General features: G+C 35.0%; 27 protein-coding genes and 1 pseudogene. 22 read left to right on the top strand and 6 right to left on the bottom strand.

The annotated features are described in order from the left end of the window. Nucleotides 1-17 precede the first annotated feature (17 nt). From HCW_RS01000 to HCW_RS00895, 22 genes are all read left to right on the top strand, one after another. Entirely contained in the window at nt 18-1,436 is a 1,419-nt protein-coding gene (locus HCW_RS01000; RefSeq protein ID WP_014660367.1) for a bifunctional ADP-dependent NAD(P)H-hydrate dehydratase/NAD(P)H-hydrate epimerase, read from the top strand. Then, nucleotides 1,427-2,890, top strand: coding sequence for a replicative DNA helicase (locus HCW_RS00995; protein WP_014660366.1), 1,464 nt, complete (start codon nt 1,427-1,429; stop codon nt 2,888-2,890). Before HCW_RS01000 ends, HCW_RS00995 begins: the two co-directional genes overlap by 10 nt. Continuing rightward, a complete protein-coding gene (locus HCW_RS00990) occupies nt 2,887-4,206 on the top strand; it encodes a ComEC/Rec2 family competence protein (protein ID WP_014660365.1) in 1,320 nt (439 codons plus the stop codon). The genes HCW_RS00995 and HCW_RS00990 overlap by 4 nt, the downstream gene beginning before the upstream one ends. Before the next feature lie 10 nt (nt 4,207-4,216). Then, the gene (locus HCW_RS00985; RefSeq protein WP_043902548.1) at nt 4,217-4,762 is read left to right on the top strand and encodes a DUF502 domain-containing protein; all 546 of its coding nucleotides are present in this window, start codon (nt 4,217-4,219) and stop codon (nt 4,760-4,762) included. 24 nt (nt 4,763-4,786) lie between these two features. After that, nucleotides 4,787-5,647: a menaquinone biosynthesis prenyltransferase MqnP gene (gene mqnP, locus HCW_RS00980; protein WP_231283044.1), complete on the top strand. Its 861-nt coding sequence runs from the start codon at nt 4,787-4,789 to the stop codon at nt 5,645-5,647. Next, nucleotides 5,640-6,128 carry a hypothetical protein gene (locus HCW_RS00975; protein ID WP_014660362.1) on the top strand — a complete coding sequence of 163 codons (489 nt, stop codon included), beginning with the start codon at nt 5,640-5,642 and terminating at the stop codon, nt 6,126-6,128. The genes mqnP and HCW_RS00975 overlap by 8 nt, the downstream gene beginning before the upstream one ends. A gap of 14 nt (nt 6,129-6,142) precedes the next feature. Continuing rightward, nucleotides 6,143-6,646 (top strand): DUF6115 domain-containing protein, encoded by a 504-nt coding sequence (locus HCW_RS00970; protein WP_014660361.1) that lies wholly within the window; start codon nt 6,143-6,145, stop codon nt 6,644-6,646. After that, nucleotides 6,643-7,458: a phosphatidylserine decarboxylase gene (locus tag HCW_RS00965; RefSeq protein WP_043902546.1), complete on the top strand. Its 816-nt coding sequence runs from the start codon at nt 6,643-6,645 to the stop codon at nt 7,456-7,458. The genes HCW_RS00970 and HCW_RS00965 overlap by 4 nt, the downstream gene beginning before the upstream one ends. Then, nucleotides 7,448-8,458, top strand: a complete 1,011-nt coding sequence (gene nadA / locus HCW_RS00960; protein WP_014660359.1) for a quinolinate synthase NadA — start codon at nt 7,448-7,450, stop codon at nt 8,456-8,458. Before HCW_RS00965 ends, nadA begins: the two co-directional genes overlap by 11 nt. After that, complete coding sequence (gene nadC, locus HCW_RS00955; protein WP_014660358.1) at nt 8,458-9,279, top strand: carboxylating nicotinate-nucleotide diphosphorylase; 822 nt, start codon at nt 8,458-8,460, stop codon at nt 9,277-9,279. Before nadA ends, nadC begins: the two co-directional genes overlap by 1 nt. 3 nt (nt 9,280-9,282) lie before the next feature. Continuing rightward, on the top strand, nt 9,283-10,152 hold the full coding sequence (locus HCW_RS00950; protein WP_014660357.1) for a thiamine-phosphate kinase: 870 nt from the start codon (nt 9,283-9,285) through the stop codon (nt 10,150-10,152). Between the two features lie 128 nt (nt 10,153-10,280). Then, entirely contained in the window at nt 10,281-11,636 is a 1,356-nt protein-coding gene (locus tag HCW_RS00945) for a S41 family peptidase (RefSeq protein WP_014660356.1), read from the top strand. Between the two features lie 423 nt (nt 11,637-12,059). Further along, nucleotides 12,060-12,299 (top strand): phosphoribosylformylglycinamidine synthase subunit PurS, encoded by a 240-nt coding sequence (purS, locus tag HCW_RS00940; protein WP_014660355.1) that lies wholly within the window; start codon nt 12,060-12,062, stop codon nt 12,297-12,299. After that, complete coding sequence (purQ, locus tag HCW_RS00935) at nt 12,299-12,985, top strand: phosphoribosylformylglycinamidine synthase subunit PurQ (protein WP_014660354.1); 687 nt, start codon at nt 12,299-12,301, stop codon at nt 12,983-12,985. Before purS ends, purQ begins: the two co-directional genes overlap by 1 nt. Continuing rightward, complete coding sequence (locus tag HCW_RS00930) at nt 12,986-14,095, top strand: SH3 domain-containing protein (protein ID WP_014660353.1); 1,110 nt, start codon at nt 12,986-12,988, stop codon at nt 14,093-14,095. Then, nucleotides 14,082-14,786, top strand: a complete 705-nt coding sequence (locus tag HCW_RS00925) for a 1-acyl-sn-glycerol-3-phosphate acyltransferase (RefSeq protein WP_014660352.1) — start codon at nt 14,082-14,084, stop codon at nt 14,784-14,786. The genes HCW_RS00930 and HCW_RS00925 overlap by 14 nt, the downstream gene beginning before the upstream one ends. Further along, nucleotides 14,776-15,471, top strand: a complete 696-nt coding sequence (gene ung, locus HCW_RS00920; RefSeq protein WP_052306445.1) for a uracil-DNA glycosylase — start codon at nt 14,776-14,778, stop codon at nt 15,469-15,471. Before HCW_RS00925 ends, ung begins: the two co-directional genes overlap by 11 nt. Nucleotides 15,472-15,593: 122 nt before the next feature. After that, nucleotides 15,594-16,592 carry a type I glyceraldehyde-3-phosphate dehydrogenase gene (gene gap, locus HCW_RS00915; RefSeq protein ID WP_104712257.1) on the top strand — a complete coding sequence of 333 codons (999 nt, stop codon included), beginning with the start codon at nt 15,594-15,596 and terminating at the stop codon, nt 16,590-16,592. Nucleotides 16,593-16,609: 17 nt separating this feature from the next. Next, nucleotides 16,610-17,863 carry a hypothetical protein gene (locus tag HCW_RS00910; protein ID WP_014660349.1) on the top strand — a complete coding sequence of 418 codons (1,254 nt, stop codon included), beginning with the start codon at nt 16,610-16,612 and terminating at the stop codon, nt 17,861-17,863. A gap of 9 nt (nt 17,864-17,872) precedes the next feature. After that, nucleotides 17,873-19,084 (top strand): phosphoglycerate kinase, encoded by a 1,212-nt coding sequence (locus HCW_RS00905; protein ID WP_014660348.1) that lies wholly within the window; start codon nt 17,873-17,875, stop codon nt 19,082-19,084. A 22-nt stretch (nt 19,085-19,106) separates the two neighbouring features. Then, nucleotides 19,107-20,066 carry a magnesium/cobalt transporter CorA gene (corA, locus tag HCW_RS00900; RefSeq protein WP_014660347.1) on the top strand — a complete coding sequence of 320 codons (960 nt, stop codon included), beginning with the start codon at nt 19,107-19,109 and terminating at the stop codon, nt 20,064-20,066. Between the two features lie 8 nt (nt 20,067-20,074). Beyond that, a complete protein-coding gene (locus HCW_RS00895; protein ID WP_014660346.1) occupies nt 20,075-20,812 on the top strand; it encodes a TerC family protein in 738 nt (245 codons plus the stop codon). Nucleotides 20,813-21,096: 284 nt separating this feature from the next. Here the strand turns inward: HCW_RS00895 and HCW_RS00890 are convergent. The 6 genes and pseudogenes from HCW_RS00890 to exbB form a co-directional block, all read right to left on the bottom strand. Continuing rightward, nucleotides 21,097-21,558: pseudogene (locus HCW_RS00890) on the bottom strand (hypothetical protein); the annotation flags it as partial. Between the two features lie 10 nt (nt 21,559-21,568). Continuing rightward, nucleotides 21,569-22,855: a hypothetical protein gene (locus HCW_RS09535; RefSeq protein ID WP_014660344.1), complete on the bottom strand. Its 1,287-nt coding sequence runs from the start codon at nt 22,853-22,855 to the stop codon at nt 21,569-21,571. Further along, on the bottom strand, nt 22,852-23,607 hold the full coding sequence (locus HCW_RS00875) for a hypothetical protein (protein ID WP_014660343.1): 756 nt from the start codon (nt 23,605-23,607) through the stop codon (nt 22,852-22,854). The genes HCW_RS09535 and HCW_RS00875 overlap by 4 nt, the downstream gene beginning before the upstream one ends. A gap of 542 nt (nt 23,608-24,149) precedes the next feature. Further along, complete coding sequence (locus HCW_RS00870) at nt 24,150-24,998, bottom strand: energy transducer TonB family protein (protein WP_014660342.1); 849 nt, start codon at nt 24,996-24,998, stop codon at nt 24,150-24,152. Beyond that, complete coding sequence (gene exbD, locus HCW_RS00865) at nt 24,964-25,353, bottom strand: TonB system transport protein ExbD (protein ID WP_014660341.1); 390 nt, start codon at nt 25,351-25,353, stop codon at nt 24,964-24,966. Before exbD ends, HCW_RS00870 begins: the two co-directional genes overlap by 35 nt. Further along, complete coding sequence (gene exbB / locus HCW_RS00860) at nt 25,350-25,787, bottom strand: TonB-system energizer ExbB (RefSeq protein ID WP_014660340.1); 438 nt, start codon at nt 25,785-25,787, stop codon at nt 25,350-25,352. Before exbB ends, exbD begins: the two co-directional genes overlap by 4 nt. Nucleotides 25,788-25,909 lie beyond the last annotated feature (122 nt).

Raw genomic sequence — 25,909 nt, 5'->3', positions numbered from 1 at the left:
TCTCACTAGGATAGATAATGCGCTCAGTGTATGAAAAAGTAGATTTCTTAGACAAAAGAGCTGTTGAAGAATTGCAATTAAGCGAAGATATTTTAATGGAAAACGCTTCTATAGCTTTAGAAAAGGCGGTTTTTAAAAACGCTCCCTTAAATTCTAAAGTCATTATACTATGTGGGAGTGGGGATAATGGGGGCGATGGCTATGCGTTAGCCAGACGCTTAGTGGGGCATTTTAGAGTGCTAGTTTTTGAAATGAGACCCCCAAAAAGCCCTATGTGTCAATTACAAAAAGAAAGGGCGTTAAAAATAGGGGTAGAAATAAAAAAATATAACCCATTAGATGATTTAGAATGCGATGTGTTAATAGATTGTGTTATAGGGAGTCATTTTAAGGGCGAATTAAATTCGTCTCTAATTAATTGTTTTGAAAGCCTTTCTAAAAAAGCAAAATTTAAAATCGCTTGTGATATTCCTAGCGGGATAGATATTCAAGGTAGAATCTCTCAAGGGGCGTTTCAAGCAACTATGACTATAAGCATGGGAGCTTTAAAAGCATGTTTATTAAGTGATAGGGCTAAGGATTATGTGGGGGAATTAGAAGTAGGGCATTTAGGCGTTGCTTCTAGTGTTTATGAGACAAAGACAGACACCTTTTTATTAGAAAAAAGCGATTTGAGATTACCCCTAAGGAAGCACAAAAACGCTCATAAAGGCGATTATGGGCATGCACATGTGCTTTTAGGTAAGCATAGTGGAGCAGGGCTAATTAGTGCGATGAGTGCATTAAGTTTTGGAGCAGGAGTTGTGAGTATTCAAGTCTTAGAATGTGAGATTAATCCTAGTAATAAGCCTTTAGAATTAGTCTTTTGTGAGAATTTTCCTAACAAGCTTAGTGCGTTTGCTTTAGGGATGGGATTAGAAGTAATGCCAAAGGATTTTAATCAGTGGCTTGAACTTGCCCCATGTGTTTTAGATGCTGGGGCTTTTTATCACAAAGAAATTTTACAAGCCCTAGATTATGAAGTAATACTTACCCCACACCCTAAAGAATTTTTATCACTTTTAGGGCTTATGGGGGTCAAAATAAGCATGCAAGAATTATTGGATAATAAGCTAAAGATTGCAAGGGCTTTTTCTAAAGATTACCCAAAGGTTGTGTTGCTTTTAAAGGGAGCTAATACTATTATCGCTCATCAAGGGCAAGTTTTTATTAACAATTTAGGGAGTGTTGCTCTAGCAAAAGCAGGGAGTGGTGATGTGTTAGCCGGACTGATTGTTAGCTTACTTTCTCAAAATTATTCGCCAATAGAAGCTAGTATTAATGCGAGTTTGGCCCATGCATTAGCAAGCTTAGAGTTTAAAAATAACTACGCTTTAACACCCCTAGATTTGATAGAAAAGATTAAAATATTATCAAAGGATAAAGAATGGAATTAGAACAATTACAACGATTGCAAAACATTGAACGCATTGTGCTTTCAGGCATTGTGTTTGCTAATGATAAGATTCAAGAAGTTCATAGCATTTTAGAGCCTAGCGATTTTTACTATCCGCCTAATGGCTTGTTTTTTGAAATCGCCTTAAAACTCTATGAAGAAAGATACCCTATTGATGAGAATTTTATCCGTCAAAAAATGCCAAGCGATAAGCAAATCAGCGAAGAAGATTTGCTCGCTATTTTTGCCGCAAGTCCTATGGATAATATTGAAGCTTATGTAGAAGAGATTAAAAACGCTTCCATTAAACGCAAGCTTTTTAGTTTAGCTAATACCATTAGAGAAAAATCCTTAGAAAGCCCACAAAAATCTAGTGATATTCTAAACGCTGTAGAACAAGAAGTCTATGCTTTATTAAATGGTAGCACGATAGATGGTTTTAGGGATATTAAAGAAGTGCTTAGTAGCACTATGAAAATGATTACAGAAAACATGGAAAAAGGGAGCTTAGAAGTTACAGGTGTGCCGACTGGATTTGCCCAACTAGATAGCTATACCACCGGATTTAATAAGGGGAATTTAGTCATTATTGGGGGGAGACCTGCTATGGGTAAAACAAGTTTGATGATGAACATGGTTTTAGCCGCTCTTAATGAGGATAAGGGGGTAGCGGTTTTTAGCTTGGAAATGGATGCAGAAGATTTAGCTATAAGGGCTTTGTCTGATTTAACTTCTATTAACATGAGCGATTTAAGAAGTGGAAGACTTGATGATAATCAATGGGAAATTTTAGCCAAACGATTTGATGAGTTTTCTCAAAAAAAACTCTATTTTTATGATAAAAGTTATGTGAGAATAGAACAAATCCGCTTGCAACTAAGAAAGCTTAAAGCCCAGCATAAGGACTTAGAAATTGCCTTTATTGACTACTTGCAACTGATGTCAGGGAGCAAGGCTAAAATAAATAGAGAACGCCATGAGCAAGTCGCTGAGATTTCAAGGGAGCTTAAAACTCTAGCTAGGGAATTAGGAATTTCTATTGTAGCGTTAGTGCAACTTAATCGTGCTTTAGAAGGTAGAGATGACAAACGCCCCATACTTTCGGATATTAAAGATAGTGGGGGGATTGAACAAGATGCGGATATTGTTTTATTTGTGTATAGAGATTATTGGTATAGGATTCAAGCTGAAAACAATAAAATAGACAAACTCAAAAGAGAAGGCAAGGTTGAAGAAGCAGAGACTTTGCGTTTAAAGGTTGATGAAGAAAGGCGTCTTCACAAACAAAATGGAAGTGTAGAAGATGCTGAAATCATTGTGGCTAAAAACAGAAATGGGGCTACAGGAACGGTTTATACACGCTATAACGCTCCGCTCACTCGCTATGAAGACATCTCTATAGATACCACTCATTTAGAAGAGCAAGAAACTCAAATCAATATCATGCCCATTTGAAAACCACATCTTTTAAGGGGGCGTTTGATTTACTCACAACCCCCAAAGAGAGCTTAGTATGTTTTGTCATTTTAGGCTTATTGTTTGCTTTTAATCTCTATTTAGAATACTCTAATTACAAAAAACTTGATTTTTCAAAGCCCATGAGTTTCAACGCTCAAATTTTATTGCAATACCCTAAGATGAAAAACCAAAAATCTTATTTTGTCTTAAAACTCAAATCCGCTCAAGGTCATATTTTTTACACCACTACAAAAGAGCCTTTAAAAAATCTTCAATACCGCTACGCACGATTTTTTGGTAAGGTTATGCCTTGTAATTTTTTGCAATCTTTGAAATCATGCTATTTTCACACCTATTCTTTTTCTTTATTGCACAAGCAAGATTTTAAAGCTCATTTACGCAATTTTATTGATAGCATGCATTCAAACGACTTTATCAGCAATTTGTATCGGGCGTTGTTTTTGGGCGATAGTCTGAATAAAGATTTAAGAGATAGGGCTAATTCTTTAGGCATTAACCACCTACTAGCCATTAGTGGGTTTCATTTAGGCATTTTGAGTGCCACACTTTATTTTCTTTTGTCTCTCTTTTATAAGCCCTTGCAAAATCGCTATTTTCCCTATAGGAACGCCTTTTTTGATGTGGGGGTTTTAGTCTGGGTTTTTATGCTAGGTTATTTAGTGCTATTAGATTTTTTGCCATCTTTTTTTAGGGCGTTTTTAATGGGCTTACTAGGGTTTTTAGCATGCTTTTTTGGCATAAGGCTACTAAGTTTCAAGCTCTTGATTTTAGCAAGCCTTATCGCCATTGCCCTACTACCTAAATTGCTTTTTAGTGTGGGGTTTTTGCTCTCAGTTTGTGGGGTGTGGTATATCTTTTTATTTTTAAAACATGCGAAAGCTTTTTTTAAAGATAACTCTCTTTTAAGGCGATTTATTCAAGCCATAAGCTTAAGCGTTTTGGTGTTTTTTAACATGCTTATTGTTGTGCATGCCTTTTTTCCTATGTTTTCATTTTATCAACTCCTTAGCATTCCTTTAGGCTTTGTTTTTGTGGTGTTTTTTCCTTTGAGTTTATTCTTGCATGCAATCAATTTGGGGCATCTATTAGATAATTTTTTAAATACGCCTTTAGAAATTCCTACTATTTCAATTCATACACCTTTGTGGCTCTTAGGGGTGTTTTTGTGCTTAACACTTCTTAGTGTTCGTTTTTTTAAAGCCTATTTAAGCATGAATATTTTAAGCGTTAGCTTTTTCTTGTATTGTTGCTATCAATATATTATAATGCCTAGTTTAATTGTAGGGAATTAAGGGCTTAAGAGTGAATACCATATTACGGCTTATGGGTAAGGGCATTTTGGTGCTACTGCCGATTATCATTTTGTTGTGGTTATTATCCTTTGTCTATAGCTTTGTGAAAAATTTCATAGAAATTATTTTTAACACGACCGCAAATAGCTTGAGTGCGACCATGGGCATTTTATTTTTAAGTGCGTTATTATTAGTGTATGTGGGGCGTTTGTTTGAAAAAAACAAAGAGTTTTTGCTTATCAAGGCTTCTGAATACATCATTAGCAAGATTCCTATCATTGGCTCAGTATATGGGGCTTTAAAAGATATGATAGGAGTATTTTCTGGTAAGGGGGGCATGGAATATTTAGGGGTAGTTTATGTAGAATTTGGGGGGAGTGAAGTCATAGGCTTTATTACCAAGAAAGAAGAAGATGAATCTTGTTGGGTTTTTATTCCTACAACCCCAAACCCTATTTCAGGGCTGTTATTAAAAATCCCTAAAGAAAAAATGAAATTGACTGATTTGAGCGTGTCTCAAGGTTTAAGAAAAGTCATTTCGTTAGGAATTAAATAATTGATTAAAAAAATCACGCATAAAATCAAAGCCTTAAGTGAATTAGTCGCTTTAGAACACACCATATTTTCTAGCATGTTCTTGTTTATAGCTATGGTTGTTAGCTCGTATCAAAAAAATCAAACGCTCTTTTTTGGCATAGAGATTTTAATCCTTTGCTCTTTGGCATTATTAAGTGCAAGAAACTTTGCTATGGGGTTTAACCGCTTAGTAGATAGAGACATTGACAAAGATAATCCAAGAACCAAAAATCGCCCCAGTGTAGATGGAAGAATTAGTGTTAAAAGCATGGTTATTTTTAGTTTTTCAAACGCTCTTTTATTTGTGGTTGTGAGTTATTGCATTAATACTTTAGCCTTTAAGCTCTCTTTACCCTTTTTAATCATCTTAGGGGGGTATTCGTATTTCAAACGCTTTTCTTCTTTGGCTCATTTTATCGTGGGTTTAGCACTAGGACTAGCCCCCATTGCTGGAAGTGTGGCAATCTTAGGAGCTATTCCTTTATGGAATGTCTTTTTAGCTTTGGGGGTTATGCTATGGGTGGCTGGATTTGACTTATTGTATTCTTTACAAGATATGGAGTTTGACAAAAAAAGGGGCTTACATTCCATTCCAAGCAAGTTAGGTGAAGAGTGGTGCTTAAATTTTTCAAGGCTCTCACACCTTCTAGCTCTAATATGCTGGCTAGGTTTTGTGAAAAACTATGATGGGGGGCTTTTTGCGTATTTAGGCTTAGGAGTTTCAGCTTTGATTTTATTGTATGAGCAAATCTTAGTAACTAGAGATTATAAAAATATTCCTAAAGCCTTTTTTGTGAGTAATGGCTATTTGGGGGTTATCTTTTTTATTTTTATTGTTCTTGATGTGGGGTTAAAACATGCATGATTTGGTTTTAAAATCTCAAGCCTTAGGTTTTCAAACCCGCCTAGTTCAATGCGATTTAGCTTTTGCTTATGAAGAATTTATCCCTAAAAGTGAGCGCTCTTTTGAGCTTTTAGAAGAATACGAACGACTTGATTTGGGGTTTGACTTTTCTAATTTAAATATTGAAAGCGACACTTTAGAATTATTAAAGGCTATGTATTCTAAATTAGAAAAATTAGAGAGTTTGTTATTGAGCCAAAGCTTGCTTAAGCTCAAACAAAGTAGCAGTATTTTGGCTTTAGGGCATGGACTTATTTGTGCGAGAAATGAGAGTTTTATAATTTCTAAGAACTACTATGTGCGATGCTTATTTTTAGGAAAGTTTTTAGCTTTTTTTGGCATAGCTAAAGATGAGAGTTTTTTAGAAATCACTCGCATGCGCTCTTTGGATATAAAGCGCTATGATAAGCATATTGCAAACGCTGAAAGATTGAAATTATAAGAGAAGGGAGAATAATGTTGGCAACAAATGATTTGGTTATGATAGTTTTAGGGGCTATTTTATTGGTTTTAGTATGTTTGGTGGGGTATTTATATTTTAAGGAAAAAGAGTTTTATCATAAGATGAGGCGCTTGGAAAAAACCTTAGATGAGTCCTATCAAGAAAATTATGTCCATTCTAAGCGACTGAAAGAATTAGAGGGGCGCTTAGAAAATGTAGCTATAGAGCAAAATGGCAAAGATGATAGTGCCCTTAGAACCACTCTGTCGCATCTGTATAATCAATTGCAAGAAATCCAAAAGTCTATGGATAAAGAGCGTGATTATTTAGAAGAAAAAATCATTGTTTTAGAGAATAAGTTTAAAGATATGGGGCATTATGCAGGAAGTGATGAGATTAATGAAAAGCAAGTTTTGAAAATGTATCAAAATGGCTTTAGTGTGGAATCTATTTCTAAGGAATTTAAAGTGAGTAAGGGCGAAATTGAATTTATACTCAATATGGCAGGGTTAAAATAGTGGCTTTAAGCAATACTCTTTCAAGGGTTTTTGGCTCTTTTGCTCACTATGAGTTCCCCCCCTTTATCCAAAAACAAATCAATGCCCTTTATGTCAAAATCTTTAAAATTGATTTGAGCGAATTTGAGCCTTTAGAAAACTATAAGAGTTTGAACGCCCTTTTCACTCGCTCTTTAAAAAAAGAACGAGATTTTGATACTAGCTTAAATACCTTAATTGCGCCATGTGATTCCCTCATTACTGAATGCAAAGTTTTAGAAGATAATCAAGCCTTACAGATTAAGGGCATGTTCTATTATGCAAATGAATTGGTGGGTGAAGATAAGCCTTTGGATAATTCTTATTCTTATATGAATTTTTATCTCTCGCCTAAGGATTATCACCACTACCACGCCCCTTGTGATTTAGAAATTTTAGAGGCTCGTTATTTTCCGGGTAAATTATTGCCGGTTAATATGCCTTCGCTATACAAAAACAAGAATTTATTTGTGGGTAATGAGCGAGTGGTGCTTGTTGCAAGAGATGTTAAAGGCAATAAGTTATATTTTGTAGCTGTTGGGGCGTTAAATGTTGGTAAAATGCGCTTTTTATTTGATGAGCGTATCCAAACTAATGCCAAAAATATGGGCATAACTAAAAAAATTCAAAAATATAGCTATAATTCCCCCATTTTAATTAAAAAAGCACAACTTTTAGGGAATTTTGAAATGGGTTCTACTATAGTAATCTTTGCTCAAAACATAGCCTTTAAAGAATTAAGGGAAAAATGCGTGAAGTTTGGAGAAAGTATAGGGGAATTTAATGCAGACTAAAAAAGATTTAAAAGCTTCTATTTTAGAACTATTGAATGATTTAAACGCCCTAATGGTCGCTCATTTTTATCAAAAAGATGAGATTGTAGAGTTAGCTCATCATGTGGGCGATAGCTTAGAGTTAGCTAAAAAGGCAAGTCAAAGCGATAAAAATCTCATTGTGTTTTGTGGGGTGCATTTTATGGGCGAAAGCGTGAAAGCCCTAGCTTTTGAAAAACAAGTGATTATGCCAAAACTCTCATGCTGTTCTATGGCTAGAATGATAGATAGCCACTACTATAATAAAAGCGTGGATTTATTAAAAGAATATGGCATTAAGGAATTTTATCCTATCACTTATATTAATTCTAATGCTGAAGTCAAAGCTAAAGTCGCACAGGATAATGGCGTGGTATGCACGAGCAGGAACGCCCCTAAAATCTTTGATTATGCCCTAAAACAAAATAAAAAAATCTTTTTTTTACCAGATAAATGTTTAGGCGAAAATTTAGCTCTTGAAAATGACTTAAAGAGTGCGATTTTAGGCATAAATAGTAAAGAAGAAATACAAAACGCCGATGTCATTTGTTATAATGGCTTTTGTTCGGTGCATCAACTCTTCAAACTAGAAGATATAGAATTTTACCGCCAAAAATACCCAGATATTTTAATTGCTGTGCATCCTGAGTGTGAGCCTAGTGTGGTTCAAAACGCTGATTTTAGCGGTTCTACAAGTCAAATCATAGAATTTGTAGAAAATCTAAGCCTAAATCAAAAAGTAGCCATAGGCACTGAAAGCAATTTAGTCAACCGCCTAAAAGCCAAACGAAACCATCAAAACACCTTTATTCTCTCTAGCTCTCTTGCTCTTTGTCCCACTATGAATGAAACAACCTTAGAAGATGTGTTTGAAGTGCTAAAAGCCTATAAAAACCATAGAGCTATCAACACCATTGAATTAAAAGATGAAGTAGCGTATTATGCCAAAATCGCTTTAACTAAAATGATGGAGTTATCATAATGAATATCAAAGCCTTTTTAGAACATGCCTTAAAAGAAGATTTGGGGCATGGGGATTTATTTGAAAGGGTGTTAGAAAAAGATTTTCAAGCCACAGCTTTTATTAGGACTAAGGAAAATGGGGTTTTTTCAGGCGAAAAATACGCCTTAGAGTTGCTTAAGATGACAGGCATTGAGTGCGTTAAAAATATTAATGACAAAGAGTGTTTTAAGCCCAAAGACACCTTAATGGAGATTAGGGGGAATTTTAGCATGCTCTTAAAGGTTGAACGCACCCTTTTAAATATTTTGCAACATAGTAGCGGAATCGCTACTTTGACAAGGCGTTTTGTAGAAGCGCTAAATTCTAAAAAAGTGCGTTTGTTAGATACAAGAAAAACAAGACCCCTTTTAAGAAGTTTTGAAAAATATTCGGTGCTAAATGGGGGGGCAAGTAACCACCGCTTAGGTTTAGATGACGCTTTAATGCTTAAAGACACACATTTAAAACATGTGAAAGATTTAAAAAACTTTTTAGAACATGCCAAAAAGAGCTTGCCCTTTACGGCTAAAATTGAAATTGAATGCGAGAGCTTTGAAGAAGCTAAAAACGCTATGAGTGCGGGAGCGGATATTGTGATGTGTGATAACATGACAACCGAACAAACCAAAGAAATTGTAGCCTATAGAAACACGCATTACCCTTTTGTATTATTAGAAGCAAGCGGTAATATCTCACTAGAAACAATTCATTCATACGCTCAAAGTGGCGTGGACGCTATTAGTGTGGGAGCCTTAATCCATCAAGCTACTTTTATTGATATGCATATGAAAATGTCCTAAAAAATGGACTTAGAGACGCATTTTTTTAAATGGCTTAAAAAAACGCCTATTGCTAAAGGAATAGGCGATGATGGCGTAGTTTTAAGCACTTCTTTAAAAGAGCGTTTTGGAGTTATCTCTACAAATTCTAAAGACAAAGTTTTAGCCTTAGATTTATTTAGTGAGGGGGTGCATTTTAAAAGGGAGTGGTTTTCTTTAAAAGCCCTTGCTAAAAAAGCTTTTTTAGTCAATATTTCTGATATTTTATGCATGAATGCTATACCCAAATACGCTCTTTTGGGCTTGAGTGTGCCAAAAAGCTTTAGCTTAAAAGAATGCTCTCTTTTAGAAGAGGGCATTGAAGAAGTGTGCTTAAAATGGGGGATTAAGCTTATTGGGGGCGATACGATTAGTTCTAATACGCTTAGTTTTGCTATTACGATGATAGGTGAGACTAGGGGGCGAGTGTTGTATAGAAAAGGGGCTAAAAAAGGAGATTTGATTATAAGTAGCGCTAGAGTTGGCTCTAGCTATAAAGCCTTACATTCGCTTTTAAGAGGGGGGAATGCTTGTAAAAAATCTCGCTTTTTTCAATTAAGTTTTAATGTAGGGTTTTTTAAAAATTTGACTCGCTTTATTAGCGTGGGGTTAGATATTTCTGATGGCATTTATACGGAGTGCAATCGGCTTTCTAAACTTAATCAACTAGATTTTAAGCTATTTAAAAAAGATAAGCGTTATAAAAGTGGGGAAGAGTATGAATGGTTGTTTTGCTGCGCGCCTAAATATAAGGTGCGTTTAAAACGATTAGCCAAACGCTATAGGGCTAATATTGAAATCTTGGGGCGTGTTAAAAGAGGGCGTTCAAATTATAAAGATAAGAAGTGGCACTAAGTTTTACTTTGTGATATTATTCAAAACTTGCTAGAATTAGGGAAGAAAATTAAAATGAAAAACCCCATTAAATTTTGCGTGTTGCATGTGGAAGTTGGGTTATATTTGAATATGAGGTTATAGCAAAAATGACAAAGCGGTTATTTAAGGGGTTATTAGTAGTTTCTGTAGGGCTTTCTTTGAGCTTGCATGGTGCAGAGATTAAGGAAAATAAGCAAGTCAAAGAGAACCCCCAAGAATTAGCAGCCAAAAGGGTTGAGGCATTCAGCCGTTTCACCAATGTGGTTTCAGAAATTGAAAAAAAATATGTGGATAAAATCAGTATTTCTGAAATTATGACAAAGGCTATTGAGGGCTTACTTTCTAATTTAGATGCGCATTCAGCCTATTTGAATGAAAAGAAGTTTAAAGAGTTTCAAGCTCAAACTGATGGGGAGTTTGGAGGGCTTGGTATCACAGTGGGCATGCGTGATGGCGTTTTAACCGTTATTGCACCCTTAGAGGGCACTCCAGCTTACAAAGCGGGGGTTAAAGCTGGCGATACGATTTTGAAAATCAATAAAGAAAGCACTCTTAATATGAATATTGATGATGCTATCAATCTTATGCGTGGTAAGCCAAAGACTTCTATCCAAATCACTGTAGTGAGAAAAAACGAGCCCAAGCCCTTAGTATTCAATATTGTGAGAGATATTATTAAGGTTAAGTCTGTATATGTCAAAAAGATTGAAAAAACCCCTTATCTCTATGTAAGAGTCAATTCCTTTGATAAGAATGTAACCAAATCAGTCTTAGATGGCTTGAAGGCTAATCCTAAAGCTAAGGGCATTGTGCTAGATTTAAGAGGAAATCCCGGAGGCTTACTCAATCAAGCGGTAGGTTTATCTAATTTATTCATTAAAGACGGCATTTTAGTCTCTCAAAAGGGCAAGAATAAAGATGAGAATTTAGAATACAAGGCTAATGGTAGAGCGCCTTATGCGAACTTGCCTATTGCGGTGTTGGTCAATGCGGGTTCAGCGAGTGCGAGCGAGATTGTAGCAGGAGCCTTGCAAGATCATAAACGAGCCATTATTATTGGAGAAAATACCTTTGGTAAAGGAAGTGTGCAAATGCTCTTGCCTGTCAATAGAAACGAGGCCATTAAAATCACTACCGCACGCTATTACTTGCCAAGTGGGCGCACTATCCAAGCTACCGGTATTAAACCTGATATTGTGATTTATCCGGGTAAAGTGCCAGAGAACGAGAATAAGTTTAGTTTGAAAGAGGCAGATTTAAAACACCATTTAGAGCAAGAGCTTAAAAAGATTGATGATAAAAATCCAGCCTCTAAGAACGCTACCAAGAATCAAAAGAGTGAAGAAGACCAAGATATTACACCAAAGATTATTAGTAATGACATTCAGTTGAAAGTCGCTATTGATAGTTTAAAAACTTGGACAATCATAGAAGAGCCTAAAAAGGTTGAAACCAAGAAATAAAGAGATAGTTTAAGCAACAATACGCTTGATATGGCTATAAGGGGCAATGCTTTTTATGGCATATCAAAGACCCCTTGGCTTTAAGACATTTTATTAAGTCTAAAAATGTGGTTGTTGTGATTATGGGGCATTTAGGTTGATTTGGTTTATTTAAGAAGGGTATTTTTGGCTTAAGGGCATCAAAAATTCTTTTTTAAGATAAAAATCAAGCAAGTTTAAAACATAGGGGCACTTGAAGAAAACATTAAGATGATTAGAAGTCTTAGATAATGATAAATGCCTTTTAAAAGGCTATTAAGACATATTGCAAGCCTTTAAGATAGTTTTATTAAGAGACTAGTTTGGCTTGTTTTATCAATGATTGAGTTGTTGTTTGGAGTGTAAAATCAAAAAGATTAAAAAGATAATAAGCATGAGGAGATTATGCAAGTAGAAGTGCGTATTTTTTTAAAAGAGGGCGTTTTAGACCCAACGCTCAAAGCGCTTGAAAATTCATTGAATTCATTGGGTTTTGATAAGATTAAAAAAATTGCCTTAAGTAAAAGCGTGCTTTTAGAACTAGAAACTACGGATAAAAAAAAGGCCTTACAAGAGGCAAGGCTTATGGCAGAGAAACTTCTAGTAAATCCTATAACAGAACATTATGAAATATTGTTAAGGTAATGATAGCTATTTTAGAATTTTTAGGCACAAATTGTCAAAGAGATATGAAAAAAGCCTTTGATTTTGTGCAGGCTAATAAAACTTGCAAGATTTCAAGCGTGATAGTGGGGCATAGGGAAAATTCCTTACCCAAAGAAACGAGCTTGGTTGTTATTCCTGGAGGGTTTAGCTATGGGGATTATTGGCGTTCAGGCTGTATTGCAAGCCAAATGCCTATTATGAAAGCTATTAAAGCATATGTTAGTAATGGGGGGCGTGTGCTAGGTATTTGCAACGGGTTTCAAATCCTTACAGAAAGCAAGCTCTTAGAGGGGACTTTAATGAAAAACAAGGGTTTGAAATTTATTGCAAAAAACCAAGAGCTGTATGTTGAAAATAATCATAATGCGTTATTAAAAGATTATCAAATAAAAGAAAAGATTATTTTACCTATAGCGCATAAGGAGGGGAATTTTTATGCACCTAGAGAAACTTTGGAGCGTTTATATGAGAATAAACAAGTGCTATTATGCTATAGTGATGATGTAAATGGCTCTGTAAATAATATTGCTGGCATTTGCAATAAGGACAAGAATGTTTTTGCACTTATGCCCCACCCTGAAAGGGCGTTAGGAATTGCAAAAATCTTGCAAACACCCTCTATAGATGGAGTTAAAATGCTTTTATCCTTGCTTGAGGCATATTAAATGCGAATAATATGGTTATTGTTAGCCCTTTGTGTAGGGTTTGTCAATGCAGAAGTGCTTGATGAAAAAGATGAAGATGTTAAGGCTAAGGTAGTTTATGTTAAGGCAGAAAATTTAGATGCCTTAGAAAATACCCCCGCTTATGTAGGGCAGACTATTGCAGTAACTTATAGTTTGTTGCTATTTGATGCGCAGTTTTTAGAGGCAAAGCTTGAGGGGGAAGTGGATAAAGACCAAATAGAGCTTTTAAATAAAGTGCCTACATGGAGAGGGGTAGAAAAAGAGCTTTTTAAAGCGGTGTATTATTATAAAATCAAGGGTGTTAAAGCGAGCATTCCGGCTCTTAAAGTTAGTGCGTTTTCCAATAAGGATAAGTATATAGATTATTCTTTAGCCCCTAGTATTTCTTTGCAAGTGAGTGATTTATCTCAAAATCCTCGTTATGCAGGAGTTATGGCGCAAGATTTAGATGTAGTGCAATACAAGACCAAAGATTATGATAGTGAGCATAATATTTTGGTAATAGAAATGGCTTTTAAAAGAGCAAATTGGGAAAAGTTCTCAATCAAAGAGGCAATTAAGCAAGGATTTGATAATGCCTCAATAGCTCAAAGCAAGACCAAAGAAGGGAGCGTGATTTATTATTGTGTGTTGCCTAAAAAAATCCAAAGCCTTTCATTTGATTATTTTTCTTTAAAAGAACAGCGTTTTAAAACTTTGCATTTTTCTGTTGTGCCTATCAATGATGCGATTAATGTGCAAAGCGAGCTAGTCCCTAAAAATAATTTTTTGGTATTTTTTAATGTAGCTCTATTAGTTTTATGTGTGTTTTTCTTATTGCTCTTTTTGCTCTTTGGGCGCAAAATTATTTTCCTATTGCTTGGAATACTATGTCTAGGGTTTGCTCTCTATAATTTATTATTCCAACAGCGTTCAGCGACTTTGCTCGCCCAAAAAGAGATACGCATTTTACCGACAAAAAATTCCACGATTTTAGGCATTTCTAAAGCTCAAATGCCTATTAAGATAATCGGTTCGCACAAAGACTATTATAAAATTATGACCACACATGAACAAATAGGATGGGTAAAGCGCCATGACATCAAGTAAAATACGAGCTATCTATAGAGGTCTAGTGATTGCTATAGGATTAGCTATTATTATTGTCTTTAACTATTTTAATCGTAAAAATAATAACGCTCGCTCCACACGCAAAACTTGCTCTTCTTTTTTTACTCTAACGGGGGTTACTTTAGAAAAAGTGGGTGAATTTGATAGAGAGGCTAGACTTATTGTTTTAAATCATCAAAGCTTGTTGGATATTATCTATTTAGAGGCGTATCACCCCGAAAACATTTGTTGGATTGCTAAAAAAGAATTAGGGGAAATCCCTTTTTATGGGCATGCATTAACTGACACACAAATGATTTTAATTGATAGAGAAGATAAAAAAGGCTTAGTGTCATTGCTTAAGGAGAGCAAGCAAAAATTAGATGAGGGGCGTCCTTTGGTGATTTTCCCTGAAGGCACTCGTGGGAGAGGGCAAGAGAAATTTTTGCCCTTTAAGCAAGGGGCTAAGATGATTGCAGAAAAATTTCAGCTTAAAATCCAGCCTATGGTTTTAATCAACTCTCGTAAAATTTTTAACTCTAAGCCCTTAGAGGCCTATAAGGCACGCACTCGCTTGGTTATGCTAGAGAGTTATACGCCTGATTTTAATTCTAAGACTTGGTATGAAGAGTTAGAGCAACTTATGCAAAAAGAATACTTAAAGCATTATCATGAGCTCAATGCTAACTAGAGCTAAACTCACTTTATTATGGCGTGAGTTTTTACAAAGTGAGTTTAAACAACCCTATTTTTTAGAAATTGAAAGGCGTTATTTAGAGGCTTTAGAACAAACAAGTTGTGTCTATCCTATAAGTGCTAATCTATTTCAAGCCTTGAATTTAATGCCCCCACATGCTGTTAAAATTATTCTTTTAGGGCAAGACCCCTATCATTCAACTTATAGGCAAAATGGTGCTGAATTGCCTGTGGCTATGGGGTTAAGTTTTAGCGTAAATAAAGATGCACCCATTCCTCCAAGTTTGCGTAATATCTATAAAGAGTTAAATGCTAGTTTGGGCGTGCCTATTCCTAAACATGGGGATTTAAGCGCATGGGCTAAGAGGGGCATGCTTTTATTGAACGCCATTTTAAGTGTAGAAAAAAATAAGCCTAATTCACATAAACACATTGGTTGGGAGCGATTTAGCGATAGGATACTAGAACGCCTTTTTGAAAGTAGAGAGGCTTTAATTGTAGTTTTGCTTGGAAAAGTAGCTCAAAAAAAGGGTGCTTTAATTGATAGAAGTAAACATATTGTTTTAGAGGCACCGCACCCAAGCCCCTTGTCAAGAGGTTTTTTAGGGAGTAATATCTTTGTGCGCTTGCAAGAGGCTTATAGAGGGATTTATGGCAAGGATTTTGATTTTAATCTGTAAAATATTTTAAAAACTATTCTTTTTAATTTTTGAATAACTATAGCGTTGGTCTAATAGTTTATGAATGGTTAATTTAAGCTCACTTGTGCTAAAATGGGGCATTTTAGGATAAAGGGGACACTATCAAAACACCAATTAAAATTGCCATTAATGGGACAGGACGCATAGGACTTTGTGCTATAAGAGTAGCTAGTAAGCGTAAAGATATAGAGATTGTAGCTATTAATTCTACATGCGAATTGGAAACACTTTTACATTTATTACGCCATGATAGCGTGCATGGTCGTTTTGAGGCAACACTTAATGATGACAAAACGCTTAATATTGGGCATAGTAAGCGCATTTTAGTGCTAAGTGAGCGAGATATTAATAAACTTGACTTTTCTAATGCGCATGCTGAGGTGGTGGTAGAATGCACGGGAAAATTCAACTCCTTAGAGGCCTCACAAGCACATCTTAAGGGGAGTGTGAAAAAGGTGGTGATTTCTGCTCCTGCTAAAAATACACCTACTTTTGTTTATGGCGTGAATCACAAGGATTATAAACAAGAAAGTGTTATCTCTAATGCCTCTTGCACTACAAATGCCACTGCTCCTGTTTTAAAAGTGCTAGATGAGACTTTTTTGATTGAACAAGCGCTTTTAACGACTATTCATAGCTATACCAACGACCAAAACCTATTAGACACTAAACACAAAGATATTCGTCGTGCAAGAGCTGCTAATTTAAATATGATTCCTACAAGCACCGGTGTGAGCAAGGCAATTTCTTTAGTCTTGCCACATCTAGGCCCAAAAGTAAGTGGACTTGCTATTAGAGTGCCTACACCTAATGTAAGCTTGATTGATTTATCTATTACTTTTAAGCAAGCAATTACTAAAGAGGGCATTTTGCAAGCTTTCAAACAAGCAAGTGAGAGTGAGTTGCAAGGTATTTTAGGTATTGATGAAGAAAAATTAGTCTCAAGTGATTTTATTTCTTCGCCTTTAAGTGCGATAGTTATTGAAGACCAAATTATTGTTTTAGGGCAAAATAGCGCTAAAATCTTAGCATGGTATGATAATGAAATGGGCTATAGTGAGCGCTTAATAGATATGGCAATCTATGTAGCCAAAGCTTAAAAAGAGAGGTTTTAGAAGTGTTGTGTTTTCGCTCTTATTATGATTCTAAAATCACTAAAGAGCGCCTAGATAAGCTTTTTAATGCGATAGTATATGAGCGAGAACACCAAATTAGTGGTTATTATCATTTGCCCTATAGCACTCGTGCTTTAGAAGATGCCAAAGAGTATGCCAATAATCATTTTGAGCTTTTAAAGGGTGTGAAAAAACTTGTGATTTTAGGGGTTGGGGGTAGCTCTTTAGGATTAAGAGCAATTGATAAAATGCTTAAAAGTTTGCAAGGGCGCAACCGTATTCAATTAGTTTTTTTAGAATACACTGATGCGATTAAAATTTCTCAACTAAAATTAGATATTGAAGAATGCTTGTTTTTTGTGATTTCTAAATCTGGCACGACTATTGAAACTTCTAGTCTAATGAAATACGCCATGCAACGCTATGATTTGTTAAAACATAAAGAGCGCTTGCTATTTATCACTGATGAAAATTCAGCCTTGCATCTTCTAGGGAAAGATAAGCAAATTACTACCATTACGATTGACAAAAATATAGGGGGGCGCTTTTCGGTGCTTTCTAGCATTGCCTTAGTGCCTTTATTTTTGCTTGGATATAAGATAGAGGGTTTTTTAAAAGGGGCAAGGTTGTTTATGGATAGTTTTTTTGAACGCCAAGAAGACCATCTTTTAAATAAGGCTTGCCAACTATTTGATGAATCTTTGAAATATCCCATGCATGCGCTTTTTTCGTATTCAGATATCTTTAGAGGGTTCAACGCATGGTTTGTGCAACTTGTAGGTGAATCACTTGGCAAGATTAATATCCATAATAAAAAAGTGGGCTTAACCCCAATAGCTCTTATTGGCAGTAGCGACCAGCATTCATTTTTACAGCTTTTAAAACATGGACCTAAAGATAAGAGCATAACCTTTTTAAGCTTGTGCCAAAATATGCGTTTAGAATTTGATGAGCCTTTAGTGCCTAGCTTAGATTTACCCTATTTTGAAAATACCAATTTTGTTAATCAAGCGAGTTTTACACGCCTTTTAGATTTGCAAAAATTAGCCACTTTAAAGAGCTTGGTAGAAGAGGGCTTATTGGTAGATTGTGTTGAAATAGCCGAGTTAAATGAGAAAAGCGTTGGAATGCTTATTGCCTATTATGAGCTTTTAACTTCAGCGCTAGGGATTTTATTTGAGATAAATACTTATGACCAGCCGGCAGTAGAGTTTGGTAAAGCGTATTTAAAAGAAATGTTTTCATTACAAAATTAAAGGATTTTTATGTTAGCTAAAATAACTTTTATGCAAAGTGTTAAGAATATTCAAGAAGTAGAGATTAATAATAAGCGAGTGCTTATTAGAGTAGATTTTAATGTGCCTTTAGATGAAAATCTCAACATTACTGATGATACTCGTATAAGAGAGAGCTTGCCAACGATTCAGTTTTGCATAGACAATCATGCTAAAGATATTATTCTAGTAAGTCATTTGGGTCGTCCAAAGGGTGTTGAGAGTCATTTGAGCTTAAAGCCCTTTTTAAAACGCCTTGAAAGACTCTTAAATCATGAAGTAATCTTTTTACAAAACTTAGAGCAAGCCAAGCGTTCTTTAGAAGAAAAGAGTTTGCATTCTAGGATTTTTCTTGTAGAAAATATCCGTTTTGATGAGCGTGAAGAAAAGAACGATGAGAGTTTATCAAAAGAATTAGCAAGCTTGTGTGATGTGTATGTCAATGATGCGTTTGGCACAAGCCATAGAAAGCATGCAAGCACTTATGGTGCGGCACAATTTGCACCCATTAAAGTGAGTGGTTTCTTGCTAAAAAAAGAAATTGATTCTTTTTATAAAGCGTTTAATCACCCTTTGCGTCCTTTATTATTGATTGTTGGAGGGGCAAAGGTTAGCTCAAAGCTTAGCTTATTAAAAAATATTTTAGATTTAGTTGATAAATTAATTATTGCAGGGGCTATGAGCAATACTTTTTTAAAGGCTTTAGGACATGATGTGCAAGAATCTCTTGTTGAGGATAGTTTATTAGATGAGGCATTAGAATTATTAAAAAGTGCGAAAGAAAAAAAGGTCAAAGTTTATTTGCCTATTGATGCGATTACTACTGATGATATTTTAAATCCTAAGCAAATTAAGATTTCGCCTGTGCAAGATATTGAGCCTAAGCATAAAATCGCTGATATAGGACCTGCGAGCGTGAAATTATTTTCTGAAGTCATAGAAAGTGCGCCTACAATCATTTGGAATGGTCCTTTAGGCGTGCATGAAAAACAAGAATTTGCTAGAGGGACAACCTTTTTAGCCCATAAGATTGCTGATACTTATGCCTTTTCGTTAATTGGTGGGGGCGATACTATTGATGCAATTAATCGTGCGGGCGAAAAGGATAATATGAGCTTTATTTCAACGGGCGGTGGAGCGAGCTTGGAGCTTTTAGAGGGTAAGATTCTACCTTGTTTTGAAGTGCTAGATAGGCGTCATTAGTCCTTTATAAGGAGAGTGTGTAATGGTAAATGTGTTTTTCAAGCACCAAGAATTTGTAATAAAAAAACGCTTTAATGATTTTAGTGGTTTTGATGTAGGAGAAAAGGAAGTTTTATGGTTTGAGCTTATTAATCCTACGCCAAGTGAGCTTATCGCTTTAAGCCAACAATATTCTATAGATTATGAAGTAGATGAATCAGAGCGTGTTTCTTTAGTAACAAAGTATTGGGAAGATAGCTCAAGCGTAACCATTAACGCACTTTTTGTCAATCAAGATGAGGGGGAATTGTTTCATACTGAAATGGCAACTTTTATTTTGGCGCACAACATTCTTTTTACCGTTTATTATGGCACTTTGCAAATTTTTAATGAAACCAAAAAAAAGGTTTTAGCTAGCCCTAAGAAATTTGAAGATGGTTTTGATGTGCTTAGCAAGGTTTTTGAGGCAGATTTTGAAAGAGGTGTGGAATATTTAGAATGGATTAATAAGCAAACAAGCTTATTGAGAAAAAGCATTGTGTTTAGAAAGACTTCTTGCAAGCATGATGATGTGCTAGTGCATTTATCTAATTTGCAAGAATTTAACATGGTGTTGCGTAATTCTTTATTTGATAAGCGTCGTATCATTACAGCATTATTGCGTAGCGATAAGGTAGATAAAGATACAAAAAACAATTTGAATATCATTATGAAAGATTTCAGTTCTTTGGTAGAATCAGCAACGGTGAATCTCAACTCTTTAGATAATATTCAAAATCTTTTTGCCTCTCAAGTCAATGTGGAACAAAATGAGATTATTAAGGTATTCACGGTGGCTACAATGGCAATGATGCCTCCCACACTTATTGGCACCGTTTATGGCATGAATTTCAAATTCATGCCTGAATTAGAATGGCAATATGGCTATCTTTTTGCGCTTATTATTATGGCAATTTCTACGATTTTACCCGTGATTTATTTTAAGAAAAAAGGCTGGTTATAAGCCTTTCTATGGAAAGTTTTCAAACCTTATTCGCTAATTTTTCTGATATTTTTTTAACTTGGCATGGAATATTTTCGCTTTTTACCCTAACACTTTTAGAAATTGTGCTAGGGATTGATAACATTATTTTTCTTGTAGTTATTGTAAGTAAATTGCCAAAGCATCAGCAAAATAAAGCCCGCATTTTAGGGCTTACTCTAGCTATGCTTGCTCGCATAGCGCTTTTAGGGGCATTATTTTGGATAAGTCATTTAGAAAAGCCTTTATTTTCTGTAGCGAGTTTAGAAATTTCATGGCGTGATATGGTGTTAATTCTTGGGGGAGTCTTTTTAATGTATAAGGGATTTATGGAGCTAAAAGCTCAAGCTTATGCTACAGAAGAGAATTATCAAACTAAAAGTTTAGGATTTTTGATTACTTTAATAGAAATCATGTTTTTAGATATTGTTTTTTCCCTAGATTCAGTGATTACAGCCGTTGGTATTGCTAAACATTTAGAAGTGATGATAGGGGCTATAATCTTGGCAGTAATTGTTATGGTATTTTTTTCTAAAATCATAGGGGATTTTATTGAGAAATACCACCGAGTAAAGACCTTAGCGTTTGTATTTTTGCTCTTTGTGGGCTTGGTCTTACTATTAGAAGGCGTGCATGTGTCTATCAATAAGGCATATTTATATGCAGGTATAGGCTTTGCGCTATTAGTAGAGTGCTTGAATATTTTCATAGAAAGGCGTAATCTCTAAGCGTAATATATGCCATAAAGAAAGAGTTATATAATCTGTTTGGCTCTGTTTGTAAAAGGTGTTGGTTTTAAAGTCTCTAATTGAATGCTGATGGTAAAAGGTCTCAAAGAATTTGACGCTTAAAGCGTGTTTAGAATACTATTTTAAAGAGGTGGAAATAGAAATAGTGGGGTGCGTGGCGTTGTTTAAGGCTAGAGTTTAGAGCAAAATGAACGAAAAATTTTGCACAAAAGACAGCATAGCAACAATAAAGGTAGTAAATAACCTATAGCACCCATTTTATAAAAAATCAAGCCCACTAAAGATAAGAACAATATCCAATAAATTGCCATGCCTTTTACAGAAAACATGATAGATAAATAATTAAACCTGCAAGGGTCTTTTTCTAACAAATCATCTCTTGGAAGAACTTCAAACATTCTTTGGGCGGTTGTGGGTCTATTTTCTATGAGCCATTTATGTTGCTCTCTAAACATTCTTCCAAATCTAAGATAATACGCATCTAAAAACCAAAAGCATATTAGTAATACCCCTAAAAAACACAAATACCCATAAGAAAGGCTTTCTATTGCAAAAGATGAAGAACTGATAGAATTAAGAGATAAAACCCCCGTTGCTAGAGCAAGAGTCCATTTCTTACATTCTAAAGAATGCTGGGACATTCTGTTGATAACACCTTGCAAAATATTCAGCTCTTCTACAAGGATTGTTTGTCTGTCTATGGGTTTGTTGTTGGTCTTATCCATGATTTATTCTTTAAAAGCTGAAAGTCCAAGTGCCTTTATTGGTTTTAATCTTAGCCTCTTTGAGGTTACTACAAGCTCTCGTTTTAAAGACTTGACCAAATTTTAAAGGGACTCTTATGGTGTTGCCTTGCTCTTTCATGTTTTTGATTTTTTGATTCAATTGAGCGAGTTTTTGAGTGAGTTGTTTTTCTTCTTTTATGTTTTCTTGTCGTTGTTGCTGATGTTTTTGTTTGTATTCTTGTTGTTCTCGTTGGTGTTCTTTGCGAAACTCAAGAAGTTTTGCTTGTGCTATCTTAAGCGTTGCATTTGATTGGGTTAAAACAACTTCTTTATATTTTTTAAGATAAGCTGTGTAAATTTTTTGTTCTGCATTGGCTAAATCTTGCCTAAGTTTACCAAGTTGTTCTTGTGACATTTTTTTGCCCCAATAATTTTCTAATGTCTCTTTCCAAAAATCCTCATCCATAAAGTCGTTATAATTCGCATCGCCCACGATACCTTTAACATAGTCATTAAGATAGTATTTTCTATGGTATGAATTCCTTGAGATACATTTTGTTGATACAATGCTAAAACCACCATAAGCATAAGAATTGCACCCTCTACTACTAAGTTTATCAAGATTCTCCACTTTTCCGTTAAAATTGTCATTGTTAGGGCTAAAAACTACTTTAAGAATTTCAAACAAACTTTCGTGAAAAGCCATTAAAGAGTAGAGTTCTTTACTCTTGGGTGGTTCTTCATTAGTACTAGGCGCAAAACCGTTTTTATCAAGTCGTGGAAAGTAATGGAAATTAGGATTGTCTAATCTTTTTCGCAATTCCTCGTAAGTGTTGATGGTATTGAGCTCTTTTTGTAACTTTTCATTATTTTTAATAGTATATTCAAGGTTTGCTATAGCATATCTTATGTCAGCTGTAGCGTTCTGCATACCCATTGAAGTTGTAACCCCCTCCATGTTCTTTTCTTCTTTTATACCCTTAAGTTGTTCTAAAATCTCATCTCTTTCATTTTCTATATTTTTTAGGATAGCATATTTATCTTTATAGCCAAGCTTTTGCATAACCGCATCATACACCTCATCTTTGCAATTCCCACGATTGAGTTCAATATTTTGAATAACAATGCTATCCACATTAGATTGAATGTTAAGATAAGATTGTTGGTAAAAATCATTAGTAATATTGTTAAACTTCTTTTCTGTTTTCATAGACACATCAATAGGTGCGCCCCCAAATAGTGGCATGGCTAATGCTAGGCTTAATGCTCCTAATCCTTTGAATAAATTTGTTTTCATATTTGTCCTTGTAAGTTGATTTGGTCTGATAAATCACTAAGAGTTATAGAGTCAAATTTTTTCCACAATGGCAATACATCATGCTCTATTTTGAAATTTTCCATTGAAAATGTTAAGTTATCCTTGCTAAGAGAATGAGCGATTTGTAATTCTTCATAAATCCATGCTGAATAAGTCATGCCTAACAAGTCTTTTTTGTCGGCAGTTAGTCTCTTTATTAGACTATTTTTACTTTCCAAAAATACAAAATAAGGGCATTTCATAATCATATCTTGCAAAGACTCTCTAAGAATGAGCGTGAGAGCATCTGAGATACTGATAAAATTACTAAGATTAAAATTTTCACTGGTCTTTTTACTTTCTGTGTCTATTTTGATAGTGTTATCATAGTCGCCTAGTTCTCTTAAAACATTATCTTTATAATCCCAAAAGAGTGAGTCTATAAACACTTTGCAATTTGTATTGCTTTCTAAATAGTTTTTGACCTTTAAGACTTGATTTTTATCTCTATGCGAATGCGAGAGAAATACTTGGGCATTTTCTAGCTGTGGCATAAAAGGGCTAAAAAAGGCTTTTTTAATCTCATTACGATTTAAAATGATATCCTCTTTAGAATGTTTGGCATTTTTAATTAGTTCATAAATCTTTTTAGCTACTTCATTAGCTTGATTGCTTGTGCTATGGTCTGTATAGTATATGGCTAAAATTCTTTGACTTTCTTTGCTTAAGTCAACCACAAAGGCTTTTTTCATACAATTCCTTTTAATCTTTTTTCTAATTATTAAATTTTTACAAACACTTTTAATTTTAAGTTTTATTTAAAATCTTTTGATTATAGTAGACTTAGACTTAGCTTAAAGAGTGCCTAAATTTTGGGGGTTCAAGGGTTGTATGAATGGCTAAAGAATAATAGTAAACACAAAAATTCCCTTAAATTTATGGGTATAAAATCGCTTGATAAAACAGCATTAATTAGGGTTTAAAAAGACTAGATGTCTTTTTAAACCAAAGGGAGATAAGGGCATGTTTAAGTCAATGAGCTTGTTTTAGAAGTGCTAAACGCACTTTTAAAACAAGCAAAAAAGGCGTAAGCCTTTTTAAAAAACCTCCCTTTAAGAAAATAAGTTTTTATAATCAAAATAAATCCACACTACAAAAACAAAGCTTAAAATCTAGTCTCCTTAAAAAACACTATAAAAAAGAAATCAAACTATTTGTTAAAAAGATTTTTATAGTGGTAGGATTTGAAATTTAAAAAAGAGTTGGCTTACCCAACCAACTCTTTTTGGGTATTTTAGCTATCTTCTTTTAGGGTGTAGGCAATAGGGATTTTTAAATGCACGGTTTCTTCAGGCTTAGGGAAGAGACTAGCTGCACTTTTTACTGCCTCTAAGGCTGCATGGTTTAAGATTTCGCTAGTATTGCTTTTGACAACCTTAATATCTGTTACACTGCCATCAACATTTACTATGAAACTTACTAGCACCTCACCTTCAATGCCTCTCATTTGAGCGGTTCTTGGATAGCGGTTTTTAGATGAAATTGCCATTTGAATTTTCATCAAAAATTCATCATTGACACCGGGGTTATAAGCTTGTGCCTCAGAAGTTGCTCCCTCAGAAGTCTTATTAGATTCTTCGTCCTTTTTCTTATCTTTGGTGAGGTCTTTGGTGGTTGCCTTTTTTGTTGCCTCTTCTTTTTCTTCTTTTTTAGGCTCGTCTTTCTTGGGAGCCTCTTCTTTTTTATCCTCTTTCTTAGGCTCATCTTTAGGTTTAGGCTCAGGTTTTGGCTTTAGCTCTTCTTTGGGCTTGGGTTTTGGGGTAGGCTTTGGCTTAGGCTTGGGTTTTGGGGTAGGTTTTGGTTTTGGTTTGGGCTTAGGCTTATCTTTTTTAGGCTCTTCTTCTTTTTTAAGCTCCGCCTCTTTAGGTTTGGCTGATTCAGCATTGGTTTTTACATTAGAGTTAGTGTTAATACTAGCTAAACTCATCGTAACTTTAGTGGTGCCAGCTTGTGCTAAAGACATAGGCGCATCTTCACGCAATAAAAAATAGACCAAACCCCCCGCATAAAGCACAAAAGTAATGGCAAAACCCGTGAGGGTTGAGATTTTACTGAGCTTGTGTGGAGATAGAGAAGTTTTCATGGTTACGCTCTTTTAAAATATCCATAATGCTAATGAAAGTCTCAAAGCGTGAATTTTTATCACTTTTTAAATCTATAAGCGTTTTGGGGTCAACTTGCTTGATAGTCTCTCTGAGTGCCTCTAGGGTTGTAGGCTTATCATCTACAAAGATACTATCATGCTCATCTACAGAGATGACAACAACTTTCTGCTCGCTTGGTTGAGACTTTTCAGCGCTTTTAGCACTAGGGAGATTGACCTTGATTTTGCCTTGAGCAATAAAAGTGGAAACACTCAACACAATAGCCAACAATACCAACATGATGTCAATAAAGGGGACAATATTTAGCCCATCGCCTCGTTTGATACTTTTCATTTGGTCATAATCCTAAACTTTTCGCTCAAAACATCAGCTTTTCTAAGCAAGGCATTATAAGCAATCAAAGTAGGTATCGCTACAGCAAGTCCTAGAGCAGTTGCTTTAAGAGCTAAGGATAGTCCAACCATAATCGTTTTAGCATCCATGCCACCACTAACGCCCATATCATAGAAAGTTACCATAATGCCTAGAACCGTTCCTAGAAGTCCTACATAGGGGGCATTAGAATAAATAATATAAAGAATCGTTAAATTCTTGGTTAAATCAATATTGAGCGCATCAACATCATTATAAACAGAGAGATTAACTTTGGAATAGAAAATAACTCTCTCAATTACAAACCATATTGCCAAAAAGCTTGCAATTCCTAACACTGCAAAGACAAAAATATCTACATAGTCTTTTAGCTGAGCTGATAAGCCTACTTCCATAAAAACTCCTCATTATTGTTAATAAAATTAAAGAATCATAGTTGCAAACATTGAGAGCAAAAATTATCAAAGCATACTTGCGAATGCAGTTAAAATTTGCATAAATGCTTACAAAATGATAA

The sequence above is a fragment of the Helicobacter cetorum MIT 00-7128 genome, assembly GCF_000259255.1.
GTDB classification, from domain to species: Bacteria; Campylobacterota; Campylobacteria; order Campylobacterales; family Helicobacteraceae; genus Helicobacter; species Helicobacter cetorum_B.
Note: the sequence above shows the minus strand (reverse complement) of the source record. Positions and strands in the feature narration are given on the sequence as shown.